Source organism: Rhizobium sp. 18065 (genome assembly GCF_902706095.1).
Taxonomy (GTDB): domain Bacteria; phylum Pseudomonadota; class Alphaproteobacteria; order Rhizobiales; family Rhizobiaceae; genus Allorhizobium.
In genome coordinates this window covers 578,025-599,049 of sequence record NZ_CACSJP010000003.1, presented here as the reverse complement: position 1 = coordinate 599,049, position 21,025 = coordinate 578,025, and the positions used below count along the sequence as shown (strand labels likewise).

Below are 21,025 nucleotides of genomic sequence, written 5' to 3'. Positions count from 1 at the left end.
CGGCAACCAATCAGCGTCTCAGCCAATTTCCTTAGATTTCTCTAGAACGAAGGTCGTCGTCGCCAGCAGCGCCGCCGCCCTCGTCAGTGAGCGGGGTTATAGATTTCACACCTCAAACAGTCAACAGGGCAATCCAACTTTTCTGCAGAAATCGGATATCATACTGAAATATAACACAAATTCTAAAATCAGAACAGTCCCCGATGAAACTATCACCCGAAAGCAGCCCATCGACCCCTGGAACCACGCGGAACCGGCCGGGCCTTTCTACATCAGGCCGATACGCAATTCGCCAGGCCATCCTGCTCTCCTATGAGGAGGTGTGTTTACGGCTCCGGGATCGGCAGATGCCGCCTGCAAAAGCGCTTTGCCCGGATCGGATGCCAGCCATCTCTGGAGCACCAACGTGCCCGTGCGCCGCGCCGGTCTTGGCCCTGCACGCAACAACAGCCACCGACCGGTGGTCTGCTGCGGAATACCGTGGGCCGGCTTGCCTGCGTCAAACCGTTCGCTGGCGACGCACGACATAGAGCCCGACGCCGCTCATGATCGCCAGCAGATACCAGGTGAGCGCATAGACCAGATGACTGTTCCTGAAGCTGACGACGGTCATTCCACCGATGGGAAACCCGCCCGGATTGGCCGTTGCATCGGCGTCGAGGAAAAAGGGAGCAACTCTGTCCAGGCCCTCGGCCGTCGCGATTGCCGTCACATCGCGCGAATACCAACGGCCGCTTGCCGGGTCATTGCTGCGCAGGAAGGCGCCGCCCGGCTCCGGCATGCGCATAAGTCCCATCACGCTCACGATAGGAGATGGCTGATCGACCGAATGCAGCACGGCATCGCGGTGATCAGGCGGCACGAAGCCACGATTGATCAGGATGGTTGCGCCATCGGGCAGGTTCATCGGCGTCACCACCCAGAAGCCGGCGCCAAGTTCTGTGACGGCCTGCACCAGAACCTGTCGGTCGTGGAGAAATACGCCGGTAGCCGTCACGCGACGGTATTCGTCCTTGTCCTGATTGATGCTGCTCCACTGTGACGGAGCCGGCACGGCCACAGGTTGCGCATGAATGCGGGCCTCGATGCGGGCGATCAGGTCGAGCTTCCAGAACAGACGCTGTACCTGCCAGCTGCCGAGGGCGACGAAAACAATGACCAGAAACAGCATGCCAGCGGTAAAGATCGCTCCGGAGCCTGTGTGCGCCGGCTTTGCATCATCGTCGACCGGGTCACTGTCCATCGCCATCCCTGCCAATCCGTGCATTCGTCCGTCAGGGCATATTCTTCATCATCTCATGCGTCATCGGCATCATGTTGGTATTCAGGTGATGCATGACCCACAACGAACCGGAGAGCGCGATGCCGACGATGATCAGCGTGAAGATCAACGCCATCATCGTCCAGCCACCTTCGGAGCGCGGGTTCATGTGCAGGAAATAGACCATGTGCACGACGATCTGCACGACACAGAGCGCCATCACCAGAAAACCGGTCAATGCCTTGCTGTCGAACACGTCGGCCATGACCAGCCAGAACGGAATGGCGGTCAGGATGACGGATAGGACAAAGCCGATAACATAGCCTTTCAGCGTGCCATGGCCTGCGTCATGGCCATGGCTATGGCCATGATGGGTGTTGGCGGCATCTTCCTGCGCCGGGACTTTTGGCTGTGGGCTCATCCGAGCACTCCCATCAGATAGACGAAGGAGAAGACGCCGATCCAGATGACGTCGAGAAAATGCCAGAACATCGACAGGCACATCAGGCGACGGCGATTTTCCGGGATCAGGCCGTGCATCTTGACCTGGACCATCATGGTCACCAGCCAGATGATGCCGAAGGTGACATGCAGGCCATGCGTGCCGACCAATGTGAAGAATGACGACAGGAAGGCACTGCGACCAGGTCCCGCCCCTTCCTGGATCAGGTGGTAGAATTCGTAGAGTTCCAGCCCGAGGAAGGTCAGACCGAAGAGACCTGTCACACCGAGCCAGAAGATCGTCTCCATCCTGGCATTGCGCTCCATCTGCAGCATCGCGAAGCCATAGGTGATCGACGACAGCAGCAGCATCGCCGTATTGATCGCCACAAGCGGCAGATCGAACAGGTCGGCCGGCGACGGGCCGGCCGCATAATTGCGCCCGAGCACGGCGTGGGTGGCAAACAGGACCGCAAAGATCAGGCAGTCACTCATCAGATAAAGCCAGAAACCCAGCATGGTGCTGCCTTCCGGATGGTGATCTTCCTCGAGATAGAACTGGTTCTCGTTCCATTCGCCTGCGTGTGTCTTTTCGCTCATCTCAGGTCCGCTCCGCCAGCAGTTGTGAACGCGCATCCTCGGTTGCGGTCACCGTCTCGGCGGGAATGTAAAAATCCCGCTTGTAGTTGAATGTGTGCCCGATTGCGACGGCGATCAGGGCCACGACGCCCACGATCGCCAGCCACCAGATGTACCAGATCAGTGCGAAGGCAAGCACGACGCTCAGACCCGACAGGATGACGCCGGTTCCGGTATTCTTCGGCATGTGGATCGGCTTGAAGCCGCCAAGCGGACGCTCGTAGCCTCGGTTCTTCATGTCGTACCAGCTGTCATGATCGTGCACGACCGGCGTGAAGGCGAAGTTGTAGTCCGGCGGTGGCGAAGACGTCGACCATTCCAGCGTTCGTCCATTCCAGGCGTCGCCACTGGTCTCGCGCAACTGGTCGCGCCTGAGATAGCTGACGACGATCTGGACGACAAAGGAGGCAATGCCGAGCGCGATCAGGAAGGCGCCGAAAGCGGCGATGATGAACCAGATCTGCAAGGACGGGTCCTCGAACTGCGAGACGCGGCGCGTCACGCCCATCAGGCCCAATACATAGAGCGGCATGAAGGCGAAGAGGAAGCCGATCTGCCAGAACCAGAAACTCATCTTGCCCCAGAACGGATCGAGCTTGTAGCCGAAGGCCTTCGGCCACCAGTAGACGACGCCAGCCATCAGTCCGAAGACGACACCCCCGATGATGACATTGTGGAAGTGGGCGATGAGGAACAGCGAATTGTGCAGGACAAAGTCCGCCGGCGGGATCGCCAGCATGACGCCGGTCATGCCGCCGATGACAAAGGTCACCATGAAACCGATGGTCCACAACATCGGCACCTCGTAGCGGATCCGGCCGCGGTACATGGTGAAGAGCCAGTTGAACATCTTCGCGCCGGTGGGGATCGAGATGATCATCGTGGTGATGCCGAAGAAGGCGTTGACCGATGCCCCAGACCCCATGGTGAAGAAGTGGTGCAGCCAGACCAGATAGGAGAGGATCATGATCACGCAGGTTGCGTAGACCATGGAGGCATAGCCGAACAGGCGCTTGCTGCTGAAGGTGGCAACGACTTCGGAAAAAATGCCGAAGGCCGGCAGGATCAGGATATAGACCTCCGGATGACCCCAGATCCAGATGAGATTGATATACATCATCGGGTTGCCACCAAGGTCATTGGTGAAGAAATTCGTTCCGGCGTAGCGATCGAGGGAGAGAAGCGCCAGCGTCGCGGTCAGGATCGGGAAGGTGGCGACGATCAGGATGTTGGTGCAGAGCGATGTCCAGGTGAACACAGGCATTTTCATGAAGGTCATGCCCGGCGCCCGCATCTTGACGATCGTCGCGATCAGGTTGATGCCGGACAGCGTCGTACCGACGCCTGCGACCTGCAAGCCCCAGATATAATAATCGACGCCAACCCCCGGGCTGTAGTCGGCACCGGACAGCGGCGGATAGGCGAGCCAGCCGGTGCGGGCAAATTCTCCGACAAACAACGACATCATGATGATGACGGCACCGGCCGTCGTCATCCAGAACGAAAAATTGTTGAGGAACGGGAAGGACACGTCACGCGCGCCGATCTGCAGCGGCACGACATAGTTCATCAGGCCGGTGACGAACGGCATGGCCATGAAAAAGATCATGATCACACCGTGGGCGGTGAAGATCTGGTCGTAGTGATGCGGATTGAGATAGCCCTCATTGCCATTGAAGGCGATGGCCTGCTGGATGCGCATCATGATCGCATCGGCAAAGCCGCGCATCAGCATGATCAGCGCCAGGATCACATACATGATGCCGATCTTCTTGTGATCGACGCTGGTGAACCATTCGTGCCAGAGATAACCCCAGAGCTTGTATTTGGTGATCAGCGCAAAGACCGCGAGCCCCCCAAGAGCAACAACGGCGAAGGTCACCAGGAGGATCGGCTCGTGGTAGGGAATGGCCTCCCATGAGAGCCGCCCGAAGATGAATTGTGTCAGACTGGTATTATCGAACATAGCACTGTCCAAATTCTCTTGAAATGCAACGTCAGGGGTTCGTTGAGCCACTGTTGTTCAACTGCGCAGGCGCCGGGCCGTCTTCGGCATCGGGGCCTGCAGGTGCGGCGTGGCCTTGATGCATGTGCTGCATGTCGTGATCCATCGCCTGCGGCTCTTCCGGCTGTTCATCGATGCCTTCGGCCGGCTCTTCGCTGCGCGACGGATTTCCGGTTGCCGGGAAAGTCGCACCGGGCGCCGCCTCGCCCTCATGGCCGGACTGTCCTGCATGGCGGTTGTCATGTTCGAGCTTGGCCCGGTTGTCATGGCTTTCCACACCGGCACCGCCCATCATGTCGATATGCATCATCTCGTTCATGCACATCTGACCTGGGCGCACACACATGTTGAGCACCGCCTGGTAGAGCCCGTCCTCGACGCTTGCAAAGAAGCGGACCGGATCCTTAACGCTCGGCTTTTCGAGCTTCAGGTAGGTGTCGCGATTGAGCATGGTGCCGTTCTGCTTGACCCGGGCCACCCAGTCATCGAAACCCGCCTGGTCCAGGCCACGGAACTTGAAGCGCATATGGGAAAAGCCGTCACCGCTATAATTCGATGAAAGGCCCTCATAATCGCCGGTCTTGTTCATCACCGCGTGCAATCTGGTCTGCATGCCCGGCATGGCATAAATCATGCCGGCAAGTGCCGGGACATAGAAGGAGTTCATCACGGACGACGCTGTGATCTTGAAGTTGATCGGCACATCCACGGGCGCCGCCATCTCGTTGACGGTGGCAATCCCGTAATCGGGATAGAAAAACAGCCATTTCCAATCCAGTGCGACGACTTCGACAGTCAAAGGCTTGGTATCTGCCGGTATCGAGCGCTCTGCATCCAGGCGGTCGAGCGGCCTATACGGATCGAGCTTGTGGGTGCTGATCCAGGTCACGGCGCCCAGCGCGATGATGATTGCCAGCGGCGCCGACCAGATGATCACCTCGAGACCTGTCGAGTGATGCCATTCCGGGTCATACTTGGCGGTCGTGTTGGACTGACGGTAGTGCCAGGCAAAATACAGCGTCAGGCACAGCACCGGCACGATGATGATCAGCATCAGGATGGTCGATATGACGATCAGATCCCTTTGCTGTGCGGCGATATCACCCGAGGGCGACATGACCACCATGTTGCATCCGGCCAGTGCCAGAGCCATGGACAGGAAAACAATCAATCGTCCGGCGATCTTAAGGTGACTGTGCATTTCGAGCTCAACTTGCGTTTTGTCTAGTTGGCAATAATCGCGGAACGGCGTCAAAGGGAATGGGGCCGTTCGTCGCAGCGCAGCATAATGTCGCAGTGCAGGATTTCGATGGAAGCGATAAAGGCTGAAACCTACAAAGCTGAATTGATTATTGCCAATTGGGCGCAATTTGCCAATCCACGGCAGAAGAAAGCTCGATTGGCGGAGATATCGATTCGATGGTTTGCAGGTTTTTTTCTGCGCTTGCTTGATCTTGCCCGTTGATTGATCAACATTTGCAGGAGAGCGCACATCGCCGGGAGGTAGTCATGAGCACGGTCGTCAACCCCACGTCATCTGGCCTTGAGCAGGACGCGCGCCGCATGCATCACGACGACAAGCCGCTGTCGCCCGGCAATATCGCCATCGGCGTCGTGATCGGCCGCATGTCGGAATTCTTCGACTTTTTCGTCTACGGCCTCGGCTCCATCCTGGTATTTCCCAAGCTGATATTTCCGTTCGCTTCAAGTCCCGTCGCCGCGACCTTGATGTCATTCGCAATATTCCCGCTCGCCTTCCTGGCTCGTCCCGTCGGCTCATTCGCCTTCATGTGGATCGACCGCAATTATGGGCGCGGAACAAAACTGACGATCGCCCTTGTGCTTCTCGGCGGTTCAACCGCATCGATCGCCTTCCTGCCGGGCTATGCGACGATAGGTTACTGGGCCGTGGCACTTCTGGCCCTGTTCCGGCTGGGGCAGGGATTTGCGCTGGGAGGTGCCTGGGATGGGCTGGCATCTCTTCTGAACCTCAATGCGCCACCCAAGCACCGCGGCTGGTATGCGATGATCCCGCAACTCGGGGCGCCGATCGGCTTTGCCATTGCCAGCATCCTGTTTTTCTACCTGATCACCAATCTTTCGGAAGCCGACTTCCTCGAATGGGGCTGGCGCTATCCCTTCTTCGTCGCCTTTGCGATCAATGTCGTTGCGCTGTTTGCCCGCCTTCGCATCGTGGCCAGCAAAGAGTTCGGAGCGGCGATGGCGGCACAGGAACTCCAGGCTCGTCCTGTTTTCGAGATGCTGAGCAAACATGGTCATGATGTCGTGATCGGAGCCTTTGCGCCTCTGGCAAGCTTTGCCATGTTCCATCTGGTGACGATCTTCCCGCTGAGCTGGGTGATCCTGAACGGTGGCCAGTCGGCGGCCGAGTTCCTTCTGGTGCAGGTTGCAGGTGCCGCCGTCTGCACGATCGGCATCGTCCTGTCCGGTGTGATCGCCGATCGCATCGGCCGGCGTCGGCAATTGATGATCGGTGCGAGCCTGATCGCGGTCTTCAGCTTTTCGGCACCATTTCTGCTGGATGCCGGTGGCAAGGGGCAGGACGCTTTCATCCTGATCGGCTTTGCCATCCTCGGCCTCACGTTCGGCCAGGCGTCGGGCGCGGTTTCATCCCGCTTCACGCAGTATTATCGCTATACCGGTGCGGCGTTGACATCGGATCTGGCCTGGCTTGTCGGCGCAGCTTTCGCGCCATTGGTGGCACTTGGCCTCGCCACCAATTTCGGCATCATCTTCATTGGCGGCTACCTGATTTCCGGTGCGATCTGCACGCTGGCGGCTCTGAGCCTCACCCACGTTCTCGACCAGAACGAACCAGGAGAAGGCGCTTAGGCGACTTGGCGCGGCAATGCGGCTCGTAACGACGGAGAACCATCGGTTTCCGGGGGCTGCCTCAGTCTCCCTCACCTCGCCGAAAGTTATTCACCCGGATGCCTCACCCGATTGATCGCGCAGCAGGCTGATGATGCCGGAGAAATCCCGCTCTCCGTCGCCACGCTGGTTGAACAGATCGTAGAGCTCAGACGCCCTGGCGCCAAGCGGTGTCATCGCACCTGTCGCCTGCGCCGCTGCCTGCGAGAGCTTCAGATCCTTCAGCATCAAGGCGGCGGCAAATCCGGGATTATAGTCGGCATTGGCGGGTGATGTCGGCACGGGGCCGGGCACGGGGCAATAGGTGGTCAGCGACCAGCATTGCCCTGAAGACACCGACGCGACATCAAAGAGCGACTGATGCGAAAGTCCGAGTTTTTCGCCGAGCACAAATGCTTCGCAGACAGCAATCATGCTGATGCCAAGGATCATGTTGTTGCAGATCTTGGCGGCCTGCCCCGAACTCGCACCGCCGCAGAGAATGATGCGCTTGCCCATCGCCTCGAAGATGGGCTGGGCCGTCGAAAACACTTCGGGATCTCCTCCGACCATGAAGGTCAGCGTGCCCGTAGCAGCGCCACCCGTTCCACCGGAGACCGGCGCATCCAACGATGGGCATTCGGCATCAGCCGCCAGGGCATGGGCCTTGCGCGCGCTATCGATGTCGATTGTCGAGCAATCGATCAGCACAGTACCGGCCGGCACGGCGGTTACCAGTTCCTGCCAGACAAAAAGCACATGTTTGCCGGCAGGCAACATGGTGATTACCACCTCTGCACCGTCAACCGCTTCGGCCAGCGATGTGCAGGGGATGACACCGGCACCTTGCGCCTCGCTGACAAGTGCTGGCGACAGATCAAAGCCTCTGACCGAAAACCCCTTTTTGACCAGATTGGCCGCCATCGGGCCACCCATGTGACCCAGACCGATAAATGCTATGTTTGTCATGTCCGTCATGCTCCTCACTATGGTCCGGCAGACCGGCACTTCGATCAGGTTGTGTCGGGCTTTGAATTGAATGTGACACTGTCAAATGTGGAGCGCATGGCCGAGCGCCTTCATTGCGGCTTCCTGGAAGCCTTCGCTGCGCGTCGGATGTGCATGGATCGTCGCTGCAATGTCCTCGAGCCGCGCGCCCATTTCGATCGCCAATGAGAATGCGGCCGACAGTTCCGAGACAGCAATGCCGACAGCCTGTACGCCAAGAATAAGATTGCTATCGGCGCGCGCCACCACGCGGACGAAGCCATCATCGCGACTCACTGTCATGGCCCGACCATTGGCGCTGAACGGAAACTGCCCGACGCGGATGTCATATCCTTGTGCGCGCGCCTCGTCCGGCGAAAGCCCGACAGCAACGATCTCCGGATCGGTGAAGCAGACCGCAGCAATGCAGCGCTTGTCCCACGAGCGCCCTTTCCCGGCGACGATCTCCGCCACCAGTTCACCCTGTGCCATCGCGCGGTGTGCAAGCATGGGTTCGCCAGTCAAATCGCCAATGGCATAGACGCCACGCATCGATGTCCGGCAATGCTCGTCGATGCGCAGGAACGGGCCGACACGATCAAGATCAAGTTCGGCCAGCCCCAGACCTTTGGTGCGAGGCCGGCGACCGACAGCAACAAGGACCTTGTCGGCAGCAAGGCGCTGCTCCGATCCTGCGGCATCCTCGATCACGAGCCCTTCATCCGACAGACCCTTAGCCCTGGCGCTGGTCAATACCCGCACACCCAGCGTCGTCAGTCGCCTGGCAACCGGCGCGACCAGATCGGCATCATATTGCGGCAGGATCTGCGCCTTTGCCTCGATGAAAGTCACTTTCGAGCCCATCTTGGCGAATGCCGTTCCGAGCTCCATACCGATATAGCCAGCGCCGACGACGACGAGATTGCCGGGAACGGTCGCAAGCGACAGCGCCTCTGTCGAGGACATGACCGATCCGCCGAAGGCAAGCCCCGGCAATTCAACCGGCTCGGAGCCGGTTGCAATCACCACCGCTTGCGCGCGGATGGTCTGGATACCGGTTTCCGTCTCGACCTCGACCGTCTTTCCATCACGGAAACTCGCCCTGCCATGCACGATCTTGACCCTGGCCTTTGCCAGGAGAGCCAGCACGCCACTGTTCAGGCGGGCAACGATGCCATCCTTCCAGCCGACCGTCCTGGCGAAATCAAGCTTTGGACTTTCAATGCTGATGCCGAGCGGATTCTTGAGCCCAACCATGTGGCAAACATTGTCATATTCCTCGGCAGCGTGGATCAGTGCCTTGGACGGGATGCAGCCAATGTTGAGGCAGGTACCACCGGCCCTTTCGGCCTCGACAATGACCGTGTCGACCCCCAACTGCCCTGCACGGATGGCGCAGGTATAGCCGCCAGGTCCTGCGCCGATGACGAGAAGTTTGCACGTGATCTCTTTCATGGCTCAGCCCTCGATGAACAGCAGCGCGGGGGTTTCAAGCAAGGTCTTGATGCGCTGGATAAAACTTGCCGCATCAAAGCCGTCCACGACGCGATGATCGAAGCTGGACGACAGGTTCATCATCTTGCGGGGAATGAACTGACGGCCATCCCAGACGGGCCGCATCATGATCTTGTTGACACCAACAATCGCGACTTCAGGATGATTGATGATCGGGGTGGTTGCGATCCCGCCGAGCGCACCGAGCGAGGTGATGGTGATCGTCGAACCCGACAGCTCTTCACGCAGCGCAGAGCCTGATCTTGCGGCCTCTGCGACACGCATCAATTCGGCGGCACAGTCCCAGATGCTGCGGGCTTCGGCATGACGTACCACCGGGACGGTCAGGCCGGCGGACGTCTGCGTCGCCACGCCGATATGCACGCCGCCATGTCTGGTGATGATCCCGGCATCATCATCGAAGGTGGCATTGATACCCGGCTGATCGGCGCAAGCCTTCACCATCGCCCGCATCAGGAACGGTAGAAGCGTCAGCTTCAGTTGATCCTGCTTGCGGTTGCCGTTCATCGTCTCGCGCAAGAGTTCCAGATCGGTGACATCGATCTCTTCGACATAGGTGATATGGGGAATACGGCTGGCCGCCCGCGTCATTTTCTCGGAGATACGCCGGCGCAGGCCGGTCACCTTGATCTCCTCAAACGTCGTGTTCCTGGCCAGGGCCTTCGCCGACACCGGCAAATCAGCACCACGCGCGACAAACCGGTCGAGATCGTCATGGGTGATGCGGCCGGCAGGCCCTGTGCCGGGAACCTGGCGCAGATCAATACCACCTTCTTGTGCCCTCAAGCGGACCGCGGGCGACGCGACCGGTTTCTGGAGAGCCACAGATGCGACATAAGGTTCAACAGGGACTGCCGGTCGCTGTTCTTTCGCCGCCAGTACAGGCGGATTTTCGTCCGTTCCTGCACGCGGCTGATCTTCAACCGTATCCATGTTCGGGGCCTCGACGCCTGCCGGCGCGGATGCATCCCCGCTCCTTGCTTCCGCCTTGCGCGCTTCCTCGGCGCCAGCGACCTCGATGCGGATGAGCGGCGCCTTGACCGCAACCGTGTCGCCGACCTCGGCGCCAAGCCAGCGCACGATGCCGTTCACCGGAGACGGGATTTCAACCGTTGCCTTGTCCGTCATGACGGCCGCAAGCACCATGTCCTCGCGGACAGGATCGCCGGGTTTGACGTGCCATTCGACAAGCTCCGCCTCGGCAACACCTTCGCCGACATCGGGCATCTTGATGATGAATTCTGACATGGTCACGCCTCCATCACGTCAACAAGCGCGCGCCCGACCCGGGCGGGGCCCGGAAAATAGTCCCATTCCTGCGCATGCGGATAGGGCGTATCCCAGCCGGTCACCCGAACGATCGGCGCTTCCAGATGATAAAAGCAGTGCTCCTGGACCAGAGCCGCCACCTCGGCGCCGAAGCCGGAGGTCAAGGTTGCCTCGTGCACGATGACACAACGGCCGGTCTTGTTCACAGATTGAACAATGGTGTCGAGATCAAGCGGCAACAGGCTGCGCAGATCGATCACCTCTGCGTCGACGCCCGTTTCTCCTGCCGCCGCCAGCGCGACGTGAACCATGGTGCCATAGGCGATCACGGTGACGGCATTGCCAGGTTTGCGAATTTCCGCCTTGCCGATCGGAATGCTGTAGTGGCCCTCTGGCACCTCACCGAGCGCGTGTTTCGACCACGGTATAACCGGCTTTTCATGATGACCATCGAAGGGGCCGTTGTAGAGCCGCTTCGGCTCGAGGAAGATGACCGGATCGGGATCCTCGATCGCGGCGATCAACAGGCCCTTGGCATCATAAGGGTTGGAGGGAACGACAACCTTCAGGCCGCAGACATGGGTAAACAGCGCTTCCGGGCTCTGGCTGTGTGTCTGTCCGCCGAAGATGCCTCCGCCTGTCGGCATGCGCAGGACGATCGGGCAGGTAAAATCGCCGTTCGAGCGGTAGCGGATGCGGGCGGCTTCCTGGGTGATCTGGTCATAGGCCGGATACATGTAGTCGGCGAACTGGATCTCGACACAAGACTTGAGCCCGTAAGCCGCCATGCCGATCGCGGTGCCGACGATACCGCTTTCACTGATCGGCGCATCAAAGCAGCGCGTCTTGCCGTATTTCGCCTGCAGGCCCTGCGTGCAGCGAAAGACACCGCCGAAATAACCGACGTCCTCGCCGAACACCACGACATCGTCATCGCGTTCCATTGACACGTCCATGGCGCTGCGCACGGCCTCGATCATCGTCATTCTGGCCATGTCAGTATCCTGCCTCCTGCCTTTGGCGTCGGATATGGGGCGGCATCTCGGCATAGACCCCGTCAAAGATGTCGCGCACCGATGGCTTTCCTCCGGCATGCAGGGTGCCATGTGCCTCGGCGCGCTTCTGCGCATCGATCACTTCGTCGAGGATTTCCGCTTCCGCCTGCACATGCCGGCTTTCCGACCATGCACCTTTGACAATCAGATGTTTCTTCAGGCGCAGCACCGGATCTCCCAAAGGCCAGGCTTCGGATTCCGTCTTCGGTCGGTAGGCACTCGGATCATCCGAGGTCGAATGGGCACCGACCCGGTAGGTCACATATTCGATCAATGTCGGCCCGAGATTGCGCCGGGCGCGCTCTGCCGCCCAGAGCGAAACGGCATGCACAGCGAGAAAGTCGTTGCCGTCTACACGCAGCGCCGGGATACCGAAGCCGAGGCCGCGGGCAGCAAAGGTCCCTGAGCCACCGCGTGCAATGCCCTGGAAGGTCGAGATCGCCCACTGATTGTTGACGATATTGAGGATGACCGGCGCCTTGTAGGTCGAGGCAAAAACCAGCGCCGAATGAAAGTCGGATTCGGCCGTCGAGCCGTCGCCGATCCAGGCGGCTGCGATCTTCGTGTCATTCTTGATGGCCGACGCCATCGCCCAGCCGACAGCCTGGACATATTGGGTGGAGAGATTGCCGGAAATGGTGAAGAAGCCATGCTCCCTGGACGAATACATCACCGGCAGTTGCCGACCACGCAGCGGGTCGCTTTCGTTCGAGAAGATCTGGTTCATCATCTCTTCCATCGGGTAATCGTCTGCGATCAGCAGGCCTGCCTGACGGTAGGTCGGAAAGTTCATGTCGCCTTTCCTCAATGCCTTGCGAAAGGCACAGCTGACGGCCTCCTCACCCAGATGCTGCATGTAGAACGAGGTCTTGCCCTGACGCTGTGCCATCAGCATGCGCGCATCAAAGGCGCGCAGTTTCATCATGTGGCGCAGGCCAGACAAAAGTTCGTCGTCTGAGAGCGTGCCCGCCCAGGGACCGACCGCCTCGCCCTCACGGTTGAGAACGCGAATGATCGAATAGGCAAGATCGCGGATATCTTCGGGCGCTGCGTCGACTTCGGGACGCGCAACGGCACCGGCCTTTGCAATCGTGACATTGGAAAAATCCGGCGCACCACCCGGCCGCACCGCCGGCTCCGGAACATGCAGGCTCAATCGCTGGAACTCGGTCATGCCGTGTTCTTCCTCCCATTTTCAGACCCAAACCCTCCCGTCTCCTCCCGGAAGGCTTTTCGCCTGGTTCCTACAGATTACGCGCAATGACGATGCGCTGCACGTCACTTGTTCCTTCATAGATCTGGCAGATGCGAACATCGCGGTAGATGCGCTCGACCGGATAGTCGGACATGTAGCCATAACCGCCATGGATCTGGATCGCATCCGAGCAGACCTTCTCGGCCATTTCGGAGGCAAACAGCTTGGCCATCGAGGCCTCCGTCAGGCAGGGCGCACCGCTTTCCTTCAGGACCGCTGCATGCAGAACCATCTGCCGCGCCACCTCGATGCTGGTTGCCATATCGGCAAGGCGAAAAGCGATCGCCTGATGGTCGATGATGGCTTTGCCAAATGCCGTGCGCTCACGCGCATAGTCACGCGCCGCCTCGAAAGCCGCCCGCGCCATGCCGACCGATTGCGCCGCGATGCCGATGCGCCCCCCTTCCAGGTTGGCAAGGGCAATTGCATAGCCCTGCCCTTCTTTTCCAAGACGCCATTCAACCGGGATCCTCATGCCGTTGAAAGCGATCTGACAGGTATCGGATGCATGCAAGCCGAGCTTCTGTTCAACGCGGATGACTTCGTAGCCTGGAGTATCGGTCGGCACGACAAAGGCCGAAATGCCTTTCTTTCCCGCGTCAGGGTCGGTCACGGCAAAGACGATGATCACCTGGCCGTTCCGGCCGGATGTGATGAACTGCTTCGAACCGTCTATGATGTAGTGATCGCCGTCCAGAACAGCGCGAGTCCGAAGGTTGGAGGCATCGGATCCCGCCTGCGGTTCGGTCAGCGCAAAGCCGCCGATCCATGTTCCGGAGGCCAGTTTCGGTAGAAAATACTGCTTCTGGTCCTCGGTACCGAATTTGAGGATCGGCATGCAACCCACCGAACTGTGCACACTCATGATGGTTGAGCACGCCCCGTCGCCGGCGGCAATTTCTTCCAGGGCGACCGCATAGGCAACGGTACCGGTATCCGATCCGCCATAGTCTTCCGGAACCAGCATGCCGAGAAAACCAAGCTCACCCATCTGCGCCAATTCATCCTTGGGAAAGGCGTGTGATGCGTCACGCGCGCTGGCACCCGGCAAAAGGCACTCTTGCGCGAAGTCTCGTGCCATATCGCGGATCTGGCTTTGTTGTTCAGACAGGATCATGCACCGGTCTCCTCCCCCAGCAAATTCAAATCCGCTCAATCGCGATCGCCGTCGCCTCGCCGCCGCCGATACACAACGTGGCCATGCCGCGCTTCAGGTCATAGCGCTGAAGTGCGGCCAGAAGCGTGACGATGATGCGGGCGCCGGACGCGCCGATCGGATGACCGAGCGCGCAGGCGCCGCCATGCACGTTCACCTTGTCATGCGGCAGGTCGAGATCGCGCATTGCGGCCATTGTCACGACGGCAAAGGCCTCGTTGATCTCGAACAGGTCGACATCCTTCAAGTGCCACCCGGTCCGCTCACACAGCTTTCCGAGTGCACCGATCGGTGCCGTTGCAAAGAGATTTGGTGCCTGAGCATGGGTCGCATGACCAATGATCGTGGCGAGCGGCGTCAGACCACGACGCTCCGCCTCCTGACGACGCATTAGGATCAGGGCCGCCGCACCATCTGAAATGGAGCTGGAATTGGCGGCCGTGACCGTGCCGTTGTCGCGAAAGGCGGGTTTCAGAGTCGCAATCTTTTCAAGCCTTGCCTTGCCGGGCTGCTCATCGCGGTCAACGATCTTTTCGACCCTCGCGGCATTTGTAGACACCGGGACGATTTCGGCTGCGAAAGCTCCCGCCTCTATCGCCTTTTGTGCACGCGTCAGTGAGACAATGGCAAAATCATCCTGCGCCGATCGGGTAAACTGATAGGCCTGCGCGCAATCTTCGGCAAACGTGCCCATAAGCCGGCCTTTATCATAGGCATCCTCAAGGCCATCGAGAAACATGTGGTCGATCACGCGGCCATGTCCGAGCCGATAACCCGCGCGGGCACGATCGAGCAGATAGGGCGCATTGCTCATGCTTTCCATGCCGCCAGCGACGACTATATCGGCGCTTCCGGCGACAATCAGGTCATGAGCCAGCATCACCGCCTTCATGCCCGAACCGCACATTTTGTTGACCGTGCTGGCACCTGCTGTCACGGGAATACCGGCACCGATCGCCGCCTGCCGCGCTGGCGCCTGCCCCAGACCTGCAGGCAGCACACATCCGAAAACCACCTCTTGCACCGCCTCGACCGGAAGCCGACTCCGCTGCATGGCAGCACGGATCGCGGCAGATCCCAGTTGAGGCGCCGCAAAATCCTTCAGATCTCCCTGAAACGCACCAAGTGCCGTACGGGCGCAGCCGACGATGACGATGGGGTCTTGTTGCATCATGGGCAATTCTCGAAGGGTCGTCGCAATGCGGCACGATCGCCGAGATGCCGTCGTGGCGGCTGACCGAGTTTCACCTTGGCGACAGACACTATGGGCGTGCTTGATCCGGATACGCCTTGATCCAGGACGTGGTCCTCCATTCCACTGGCCTCCATTCCACTGGCCGGCATGATCAAACCTCCTCCGCTGACCATATTGCGGGATCCTACGCCGACAGGTTATTGTAAGCCATGACTGAACTGTCCTTCATTTTTCGGCCAGTTTTGCCATATTGGAAGGTAACCAATGGCTGATTTTGACCGGCGCATGATCTCGCCCTCGTTCGTCGAAGAGGCACTCGACTGCCTGAAGCGGGCGGGCAAATCGACGGCGCCTGTGCTGGCCTCGCTGGGCCTGCCACCGATCATAGACCAACCTATTTCCGCCGAACGCTACGGCGCACTGTGGCTGGCCATTGCCGCCGAGGTCGATGACGAGTTCTTCGGCATGGCGGCGCGGGCAATGCCGCATGGCAGTTTCACGCTGCTGTGCCACTGTGTGCTGCATGCAAAGACTTTGGAGCAAGCGCTTCGACGTGCGCTTCGTTTTCTGACCATTGTGCTTGAAGATCCGGTCGGCGAACTCGTCATCCGCGACGGGCTTGCCGAGATCATCCTGACCGACAAGGGCGAAGCGCGCTCGGCCTTTGCATACCGCACATACTGGATCCTCCTGCATGGCATTGCCTGCTGGCTGGTCGGGCGGCGCATCGCGATCCGCAGTGTGGATTTTCGTTGTGCCGAACCGAAGCAGGGAGCCGACTACCGATTGTTCTTCGGAGCACCGGTGCTTTTTTCGAGACCTGTCAGTCGGCTTGTCTTCGATCGCACGGTGTTGAGACTGCCGATCGCCCGGACGGAGCAGGCGCTGAAACAATTCCTCCGCGGCGCTCCTGCCAACATTCTCCTGCGCTACCGATACGATGCCGGTCTGGCTGCCGCCATGCGCCGACACCTGCGCCAGACACCGCCGGCGGACTGGGGTAGCTTCGAGCATATCGCCGCTCTGATGCGCAAATCACCATCGACGCTGCGCCATCGTCTGCATGCCGAAGGTCAGAGTTTTGCGGCGATCAAGGAAGAAATCCGCCGGGATATGGCGATCGAGCTTCTGTCAACACGCACGATGCGCGTCAGCGACGTGGCGACGGGTTTGGGTTTTGCCGAACCGAGCGCGTTTCATCGGGCATTCAAGACGTGGACCGGCCAGACACCGACGCAGTACAGACGCGCCCACGCGACATTGCAGGAAACAGACAACAGGACGTCCATTGCCTGACCGCCTCGGCAAGGCGCTATTTATCCGCAGGCATGTCAACGCAAAGTGTGACGAAAACACAGCAATCGCCGACCGCGTCGTGACCTAATCCTGCTCGACAGGCTTCTCGCAATCAGAAACGGCAAGCCCGACACGCTCGTCTGAGGACACGTCACGGTGAGCCGACTGTGCTTCGGCTTCACTACAAGTTATCGAGTCCTGATGCGCAGTTTGCGGATCGAACAGATGCGGCGCGTCCGCTTCTGCGGCACGGACCAGCGCCTTGAGATCGGTTTTGCCCCAGATGGAGCCGGAGCGCGCCTCATGCTGGCGACATCCCGATTTGAATTCGACGACAAAATTCTGATGTGGTGTTTTCATGTGTCCCGTCTTCGCAAAAGCAACGACCTCAAGGGCGATCGAAACGATTGAGCAACTTCCTCAGGTGTTCGTTTTGCATTTTCAGCTTTTCCGCCAGCAGGAGTTTCAGCTTTCGGACGTCTTCGTCAAGGCTTTCCATCTCGACAACGAATGGATCCCGCGACGAGGGGCGCTGAATTGCAGCCTCCGACTCATTGGTGGCCGCATTGCCGGCCTTCGTGGCGCCAGATCTGGATTTGGCGCGCAACGGCCCTTTCTGCTTTGCGGCTGTCGGAGGCGCAGCGTCTGTCTCTCCGGCGATCGGTGCCACATCCAATTCCACCTGCGCAGCAACGGCGTCTCGCGGCTGTGCGCGCAGCTTGCCAACCTTGGCGGTGCTGGACTTTCGCCGGACTGGTTGTGGAACGTCCTTTACGTCAGCCGGATCAGCCTTGTCCGTCGGTGCATCAGGTACTCGCGCAGCAAGACCATCCTCGACCTCGCGGGCGGCGGGCTTCTCTGCCTTGTCTTTGAGCTTGTCCTCGGACGCGTCCGCCGATGTCACCGCAGGCACCGCCTCTGGCGTTTCCACCGGCGGTTTGTCTTTAGGCTGGCGCGAAGCCAGATCGGCAAGAAATTTCCACGGGGATCTCATCAAATTAGTCCTCCAGCAATCTGCACTGCGAATTCGCGGCAGGGTTCATTTCCGGGTTCGCAACGCCAACCCGGAAATGTCGTCTGACAGTGATCGAGCGCACCAACGCGATGTCACCACCGCCCGCTCCGTCTCGATCCGATTGGGTCTGATGAACCTCAGGCGCGACCAAGCCGGTTGCGCAGATCGGCATTTTCCAGACGCAGCTTTTCAGCAAGTGCCTTGCGGAGCTTCTTGTTTTCTTCTTCAAGCTGGATGAGGTCTGCAAATTCGTCACCGGTCGACACGGCTGGCTTCGCCACGGCCGCCTTTGCTGGCGCCTTCTTGGCCACCTGCTTAGGTGCCGCCGCCTTGATGGCGTCTTTCGACATGGTTTTAGCAACGGCTGCCGTTTCACCACGTTTGCCGCGCTTGACCGGAGCAGCCTTTAGCGGCGCAGCTTCCGGCTTTGCCTTTTCAGACGCCGCTTTCGCAGGCTCAGAGGTCGTCTTCGGCTTGTTCGGTCCGCGGGTCTTTCTCACCTTGATCGGGGTATCTGTCACCGCAACCTCAGCAACGGCGCCTGCATTGTTTTCATCAGCCATGAATGTCTCCTTTTGTAGCGATAGATCTTTTTGACTGAGGTTGCAGCGGTGTCAACTGAAACGCCGCAGAGCGGCCAAATTCAGTGGCTTATCGACCAAACTGGCGATTTTAGCGCGATTTCATCATCCCCCATCGCCATCCCGCCAAAGCCAACGGCCTTAAAGATCCGATCCCCCATGCTTTGCGTATCGGAACGCAATGAAACCAACCCAGATGCTTTCAATGATGTCCTCGACCCGAAACCTGATCTTTATTCTCGGCGACCAGCTGTCTCCGGCCGTTTCCAGTCTGGAAGATGCAGACCCGGGTCTTGATGTGATCCTGATGTGTGAGGTGATGGAGGAGGCTAGCTATGTTCAGCATCACAAGCTGAAAATCGCCCTGATCTTTTCCGCCATGCGACACTTCGCCGATGAACTGCGCAACAACGGCTTCGACGTCCGTTACACCATGCTCGACGATCCGGACAATTCCGGCTCCTTTGCCGGCGAACTGAAACGCGCTGTCGCCACCGTGTTGCCCCAGCGCGTTGTCGCGACCGAAGCCTCGGAGTGGCGCGTGCTGGAGGCGATGAATGCGTGGCAAAGCGCTATCGGCCTGCCGGTCGAGATCCGCACCGACAGCCGTTTCCTGTGCTCGAAGGCGGATTTCAAAACCTGGAGTGCCGGGCGCCGCTCCCTGACCATGGAATACTTCTACCGTGAAATGCGCCGGCGCACCGGTCTATTGATGAATGGTACGGATCCGGAAGCAAACCGCTGGAATTTTGACGCGGACAATCGGAAGCCGGCAAAGCCCGATCTGTTTCGTCCCAAGCACAAGGGTTTTACTCCGGATGAAATGACCAGGGACGTGCTCGCCCTTGTCGAGAAGAAGTTCCCGAAGAACATGGGCTCGACATCAAGGTTCTCGTTTGCCGTGACCAGAGCGGACGCTGAAAAGGCGGCGGACGCGTTCATCCGCGACTTCCTGCCGGCATTCGGCGAAACGCAAGATGCCATGCTGACGGAAGAGCCCTTCCTCAACCACGCGCTCCTGTCCTTCTATATCAACATCGGCCTTCTCGACCCCTTGTCGCTCTGCCGGGCGGCCGAGCGAGCCTATTTCGAAGGACATGCGCCCATCGCCAGCGTCGAAGGTTTCATCCGCCAGATCATCGGATGGCGCGAATACATTCGCGGTATCTACTGGCTGGCAATGCCAGGTTATGAACAGAGCAACACGTTCGATGCACACCGGCCGCTCCCGGATTTCTTCTGGACGGGCGACACCGAAATGGTCTGTCTGTCCACCGTCATCACCCAGACGATCACCCATGCCTACGCGCATCATATCCAGCGCCTGATGGTGGTCGGCAACTTCTCCATGCTGGTCGGCCTTGATCCACACGCCGTGCACGAATGGTATCTGGCGGTCTATGCGGATGCATTTGAATGGGTTGAGCTGCCCAATGTCATTGGCATGAGCCAGTTTGCCGATGGCGGTTTCATGGCGTCGAAACCCTATGCAGCAAGCGGAGCCTATATCGCCCGCATGTCCAACTACTGCGAAACCTGCCGATACGATGTGACCCAAAAGACCGGCAACAATGCATGTCCGCTCAATGCGCTCTACTGGGACTTCCTTGATCGAAACGCCGAGCAATTGTCAAAGAACCACCGTCTCGCACAGACCTATTCGACCTGGCACCGCATGGACGCGGAAAAGAAGCAGGCCTATCGGAAAAGCGCGGCAGCTTTCCTCCAGAGGCTCGATGACGGTGCGCCTGTCTGACCCGGCGCACCCGGTGGCCGATATATATAGGAAAAGACGCCATGGCGAAAATGATCAGGAAAGCCAATATGCCGACGAAGACCTGCCAGGTTTGTTCCTTACCAGTCACATGGCGGCGCAAGTGGTCGAAAACCTGGGACGACGTGAAGTTCTGCTCGGAACGCTGTCGGCGCACGAAGGTGAAACGAGATTGAAAGCAGATTGCCGGGGGTTGCCTTGGTAAACCATGGCATTCCGATCCAAAGGGCAGCCACAGGCCATTCATCCAATCGATCTCGCGGCGATGTGATACGCTGCCCGAATTCGGCCACACAGACGACATCTGGCCGTTGCATCACAATGTTATCTCACCCCCACAGGAGGAGTAACGCCATGCAGGACCTATCCATTCCGGAAGCCTTGAAAGATCCCTTGATCCGGCAGATGTTGCGCGCGGACAAGATCAGCCTCGATACATTTGCCCAACTACTCGCCAAGGCGGCCAAGGAGCGGAGCAACCGGCTCGGGCGCATCGATTGGAATACGAGCAAGGTCGGACCCGGCTTTTTGCGACAAGGACCGCCGCCGGCAGAGTGAAGCTCAGGAATGATCGCGCGCCGGCCCCGATTGGGAATACGCGCCGTGCGCGACCATGGGGTCAGTCGCCATTGTCCTCTTTCTCCCCTATTTGACACAACGTCATATGGTGCCGACAAAAGGCGCCACCGCGCACCCCATTTTCTCACACC

At 59.2% G+C, this 21,025-nt stretch carries 21 protein-coding genes; 6 read left to right on the top strand and 15 right to left on the bottom strand.

The genetic code is table 11. The features are described from left to right. Positions 1–499: 499 nt before the first annotated feature. Genes GVK95_RS11235 through cyoA form a run of 5 tightly spaced genes read right to left on the bottom strand, consistent with a single transcriptional unit; the run spans position 500 to position 5,547 of the window. Positions 500–1,249 carry an SURF1 family protein gene (locus GVK95_RS11235; protein ID WP_159949478.1) on the bottom strand — a complete coding sequence of 250 codons (750 nt, stop codon included), beginning with the start codon at positions 1,247–1,249 and terminating at the stop codon, positions 500–502. Positions 1,250–1,274: 25 nt separating this feature from the next. After that, positions 1,275–1,682 carry a cytochrome o ubiquinol oxidase subunit IV gene (gene cyoD / locus GVK95_RS11230; RefSeq protein ID WP_159949476.1) on the bottom strand — a complete coding sequence of 136 codons (408 nt, stop codon included), beginning with the start codon at positions 1,680–1,682 and terminating at the stop codon, positions 1,275–1,277. Next, on the bottom strand, positions 1,679–2,302 hold the full coding sequence (gene cyoC, locus GVK95_RS11225) for a cytochrome o ubiquinol oxidase subunit III (RefSeq protein WP_159949474.1): 624 nt from the start codon (positions 2,300–2,302) through the stop codon (positions 1,679–1,681). The genes cyoD and cyoC overlap by 4 nt, the downstream gene beginning before the upstream one ends. 1 nt (position 2,303) lies before the next feature. Beyond that, entirely contained in the window at positions 2,304–4,307 is a 2,004-nt protein-coding gene (cyoB, locus tag GVK95_RS11220) for a cytochrome o ubiquinol oxidase subunit I (RefSeq protein WP_159949472.1), read from the bottom strand. 31 nt (positions 4,308–4,338) lie between these two features. Next, positions 4,339–5,547, bottom strand: coding sequence for a ubiquinol oxidase subunit II (gene cyoA, locus GVK95_RS11215; protein ID WP_159949470.1), 1,209 nt, complete (start codon positions 5,545–5,547; stop codon positions 4,339–4,341). Between the two features lie 108 nt (positions 5,548–5,655). Here cyoA and GVK95_RS11210 point away from each other — a divergent pair, with 108 nt between their 5' ends. After that, on the top strand, positions 5,656–5,811 hold the full coding sequence (locus GVK95_RS11210) for a hypothetical protein (protein WP_159949468.1): 156 nt from the start codon (positions 5,656–5,658) through the stop codon (positions 5,809–5,811). A gap of 44 nt (positions 5,812–5,855) precedes the next feature. Continuing rightward, on the top strand, positions 5,856–7,199 hold the full coding sequence (locus tag GVK95_RS11205) for an MFS transporter (RefSeq protein WP_159949466.1): 1,344 nt from the start codon (positions 5,856–5,858) through the stop codon (positions 7,197–7,199). Between the two features lie 90 nt (positions 7,200–7,289). On the opposite strand, the gene mmsB is transcribed toward GVK95_RS11205, so the two are convergent. From mmsB to GVK95_RS11170, 7 genes are all read right to left on the bottom strand, one after another. After that, complete coding sequence (gene mmsB / locus GVK95_RS11200; RefSeq protein ID WP_159949464.1) at positions 7,290–8,186, bottom strand: 3-hydroxyisobutyrate dehydrogenase; 897 nt, start codon at positions 8,184–8,186, stop codon at positions 7,290–7,292. Between the two features lie 81 nt (positions 8,187–8,267). Next, entirely contained in the window at positions 8,268–9,659 is a 1,392-nt protein-coding gene (gene lpdA, locus GVK95_RS11195; protein WP_159949462.1) for a dihydrolipoyl dehydrogenase, read from the bottom strand. A 3-nt stretch (positions 9,660–9,662) separates the two neighbouring features. Beyond that, entirely contained in the window at positions 9,663–10,967 is a 1,305-nt protein-coding gene (locus tag GVK95_RS11190; RefSeq protein WP_159949460.1) for a dihydrolipoamide acetyltransferase family protein, read from the bottom strand. Between the two features lie 2 nt (positions 10,968–10,969). Continuing rightward, on the bottom strand, positions 10,970–11,983 hold the full coding sequence (locus GVK95_RS11185; RefSeq protein WP_159949458.1) for an alpha-ketoacid dehydrogenase subunit beta: 1,014 nt from the start codon (positions 11,981–11,983) through the stop codon (positions 10,970–10,972). Position 11,984: 1 nt separating this feature from the next. Continuing rightward, entirely contained in the window at positions 11,985–13,217 is a 1,233-nt protein-coding gene (locus tag GVK95_RS11180) for a 3-methyl-2-oxobutanoate dehydrogenase (2-methylpropanoyl-transferring) subunit alpha (RefSeq protein ID WP_159949456.1), read from the bottom strand. Positions 13,218–13,287: 70 nt separating this feature from the next. Continuing rightward, a complete protein-coding gene (locus GVK95_RS11175) occupies positions 13,288–14,415 on the bottom strand; it encodes an acyl-CoA dehydrogenase family protein (protein ID WP_159949454.1) in 1,128 nt (375 codons plus the stop codon). Between the two features lie 25 nt (positions 14,416–14,440). Next, positions 14,441–15,628, bottom strand: coding sequence for an acetyl-CoA C-acyltransferase (locus GVK95_RS11170; RefSeq protein WP_159949452.1), 1,188 nt, complete (start codon positions 15,626–15,628; stop codon positions 14,441–14,443). 285 nt (positions 15,629–15,913) lie between these two features. On the opposite strand from GVK95_RS11170, the gene GVK95_RS11165 reads away from it, so the two are divergent. After that, entirely contained in the window at positions 15,914–16,945 is a 1,032-nt protein-coding gene (locus GVK95_RS11165) for an AraC family transcriptional regulator (RefSeq protein ID WP_159949450.1), read from the top strand. 84 nt (positions 16,946–17,029) lie between these two features. Here GVK95_RS11165 and GVK95_RS11160 read toward each other — a convergent pair whose 3' ends face one another. The 3 genes from GVK95_RS11160 to GVK95_RS11150 form a co-directional block, all read right to left on the bottom strand. Beyond that, positions 17,030–17,305: a hypothetical protein gene (locus GVK95_RS11160; RefSeq protein ID WP_159949448.1), complete on the bottom strand. Its 276-nt coding sequence runs from the start codon at positions 17,303–17,305 to the stop codon at positions 17,030–17,032. Positions 17,306–17,333: 28 nt separating this feature from the next. After that, complete coding sequence (locus tag GVK95_RS11155) at positions 17,334–17,942, bottom strand: hypothetical protein (RefSeq protein WP_159949446.1); 609 nt, start codon at positions 17,940–17,942, stop codon at positions 17,334–17,336. 155 nt (positions 17,943–18,097) lie between these two features. Further along, positions 18,098–18,523: a hypothetical protein gene (locus GVK95_RS11150; protein WP_159949444.1), complete on the bottom strand. Its 426-nt coding sequence runs from the start codon at positions 18,521–18,523 to the stop codon at positions 18,098–18,100. A gap of 199 nt (positions 18,524–18,722) precedes the next feature. Here GVK95_RS11150 and GVK95_RS11145 point away from each other — a divergent pair, with 199 nt between their 5' ends. The 3 genes from GVK95_RS11145 (at position 18,723) to GVK95_RS11135 (ending at position 20,873) form a co-directional block, all read left to right on the top strand. Next, complete coding sequence (locus tag GVK95_RS11145) at positions 18,723–20,297, top strand: cryptochrome/photolyase family protein (RefSeq protein ID WP_244618737.1); 1,575 nt, start codon at positions 18,723–18,725, stop codon at positions 20,295–20,297. 41 nt (positions 20,298–20,338) lie between these two features. Beyond that, on the top strand, positions 20,339–20,491 hold the full coding sequence (locus tag GVK95_RS25440) for a DUF2256 domain-containing protein (RefSeq protein WP_159949442.1): 153 nt from the start codon (positions 20,339–20,341) through the stop codon (positions 20,489–20,491). Between the two features lie 178 nt (positions 20,492–20,669). After that, the gene (locus tag GVK95_RS11135) at positions 20,670–20,873 is read left to right on the top strand and encodes a hypothetical protein (RefSeq protein ID WP_159949440.1); all 204 of its coding nucleotides are present in this window, start codon (positions 20,670–20,672) and stop codon (positions 20,871–20,873) included. The last annotated feature ends 152 nt before the right edge of the window (positions 20,874–21,025 follow it).

Coding starts and splice junctions, on each gene's coding strand:
- GVK95_RS11235 (WP_159949478.1), bottom strand. CDS start 1,249: ATGGCGATGGACAGTGACCCGGTCGACGATGATGCAAAGCCGGCGCAC.
- cyoD (WP_159949476.1), bottom strand. CDS start 1,682: ATGAGCCCACAGCCAAAAGTCCCGGCGCAGGAAGATGCCGCCAACACC.
- cyoC (WP_159949474.1), bottom strand. CDS start 2,302: ATGAGCGAAAAGACACACGCAGGCGAATGGAACGAGAACCAGTTCTAT.
- cyoB (WP_159949472.1), bottom strand. CDS start 4,307: ATGTTCGATAATACCAGTCTGACACAATTCATCTTCGGGCGGCTCTCA.
- cyoA (WP_159949470.1), bottom strand. CDS start 5,547: ATGCACAGTCACCTTAAGATCGCCGGACGATTGATTGTTTTCCTGTCC.
- GVK95_RS11210 (WP_159949468.1), top strand. CDS start 5,656: ATGGAAGCGATAAAGGCTGAAACCTACAAAGCTGAATTGATTATTGCC.
- GVK95_RS11205 (WP_159949466.1), top strand. CDS start 5,856: ATGAGCACGGTCGTCAACCCCACGTCATCTGGCCTTGAGCAGGACGCG.
- mmsB (WP_159949464.1), bottom strand. CDS start 8,186: ATGACAAACATAGCATTTATCGGTCTGGGTCACATGGGTGGCCCGATG.
- lpdA (WP_159949462.1), bottom strand. CDS start 9,659: ATGAAAGAGATCACGTGCAAACTTCTCGTCATCGGCGCAGGACCTGGC.
- GVK95_RS11190 (WP_159949460.1), bottom strand. CDS start 10,967: ATGTCAGAATTCATCATCAAGATGCCCGATGTCGGCGAAGGTGTTGCC.
- GVK95_RS11185 (WP_159949458.1), bottom strand. CDS start 11,983: ATGGCCAGAATGACGATGATCGAGGCCGTGCGCAGCGCCATGGACGTG.
- GVK95_RS11180 (WP_159949456.1), bottom strand. CDS start 13,217: ATGACCGAGTTCCAGCGATTGAGCCTGCATGTTCCGGAGCCGGCGGTG.
- GVK95_RS11175 (WP_159949454.1), bottom strand. CDS start 14,415: ATGATCCTGTCTGAACAACAAAGCCAGATCCGCGATATGGCACGAGAC.
- GVK95_RS11170 (WP_159949452.1), bottom strand. CDS start 15,628: ATGATGCAACAAGACCCCATCGTCATCGTCGGCTGCGCCCGTACGGCA.
- GVK95_RS11165 (WP_159949450.1), top strand. CDS start 15,914: ATGGCTGATTTTGACCGGCGCATGATCTCGCCCTCGTTCGTCGAAGAG.
- GVK95_RS11160 (WP_159949448.1), bottom strand. CDS start 17,305: ATGAAAACACCACATCAGAATTTTGTCGTCGAATTCAAATCGGGATGT.
- GVK95_RS11150 (WP_159949444.1), bottom strand. CDS start 18,523: ATGGCTGATGAAAACAATGCAGGCGCCGTTGCTGAGGTTGCGGTGACA.
- GVK95_RS11145 (WP_244618737.1), top strand. CDS start 18,723: ATGAAACCAACCCAGATGCTTTCAATGATGTCCTCGACCCGAAACCTG.
- GVK95_RS25440 (WP_159949442.1), top strand. CDS start 20,339: ATGGCGAAAATGATCAGGAAAGCCAATATGCCGACGAAGACCTGCCAG.
- GVK95_RS11135 (WP_159949440.1), top strand. CDS start 20,670: ATGCAGGACCTATCCATTCCGGAAGCCTTGAAAGATCCCTTGATCCGG.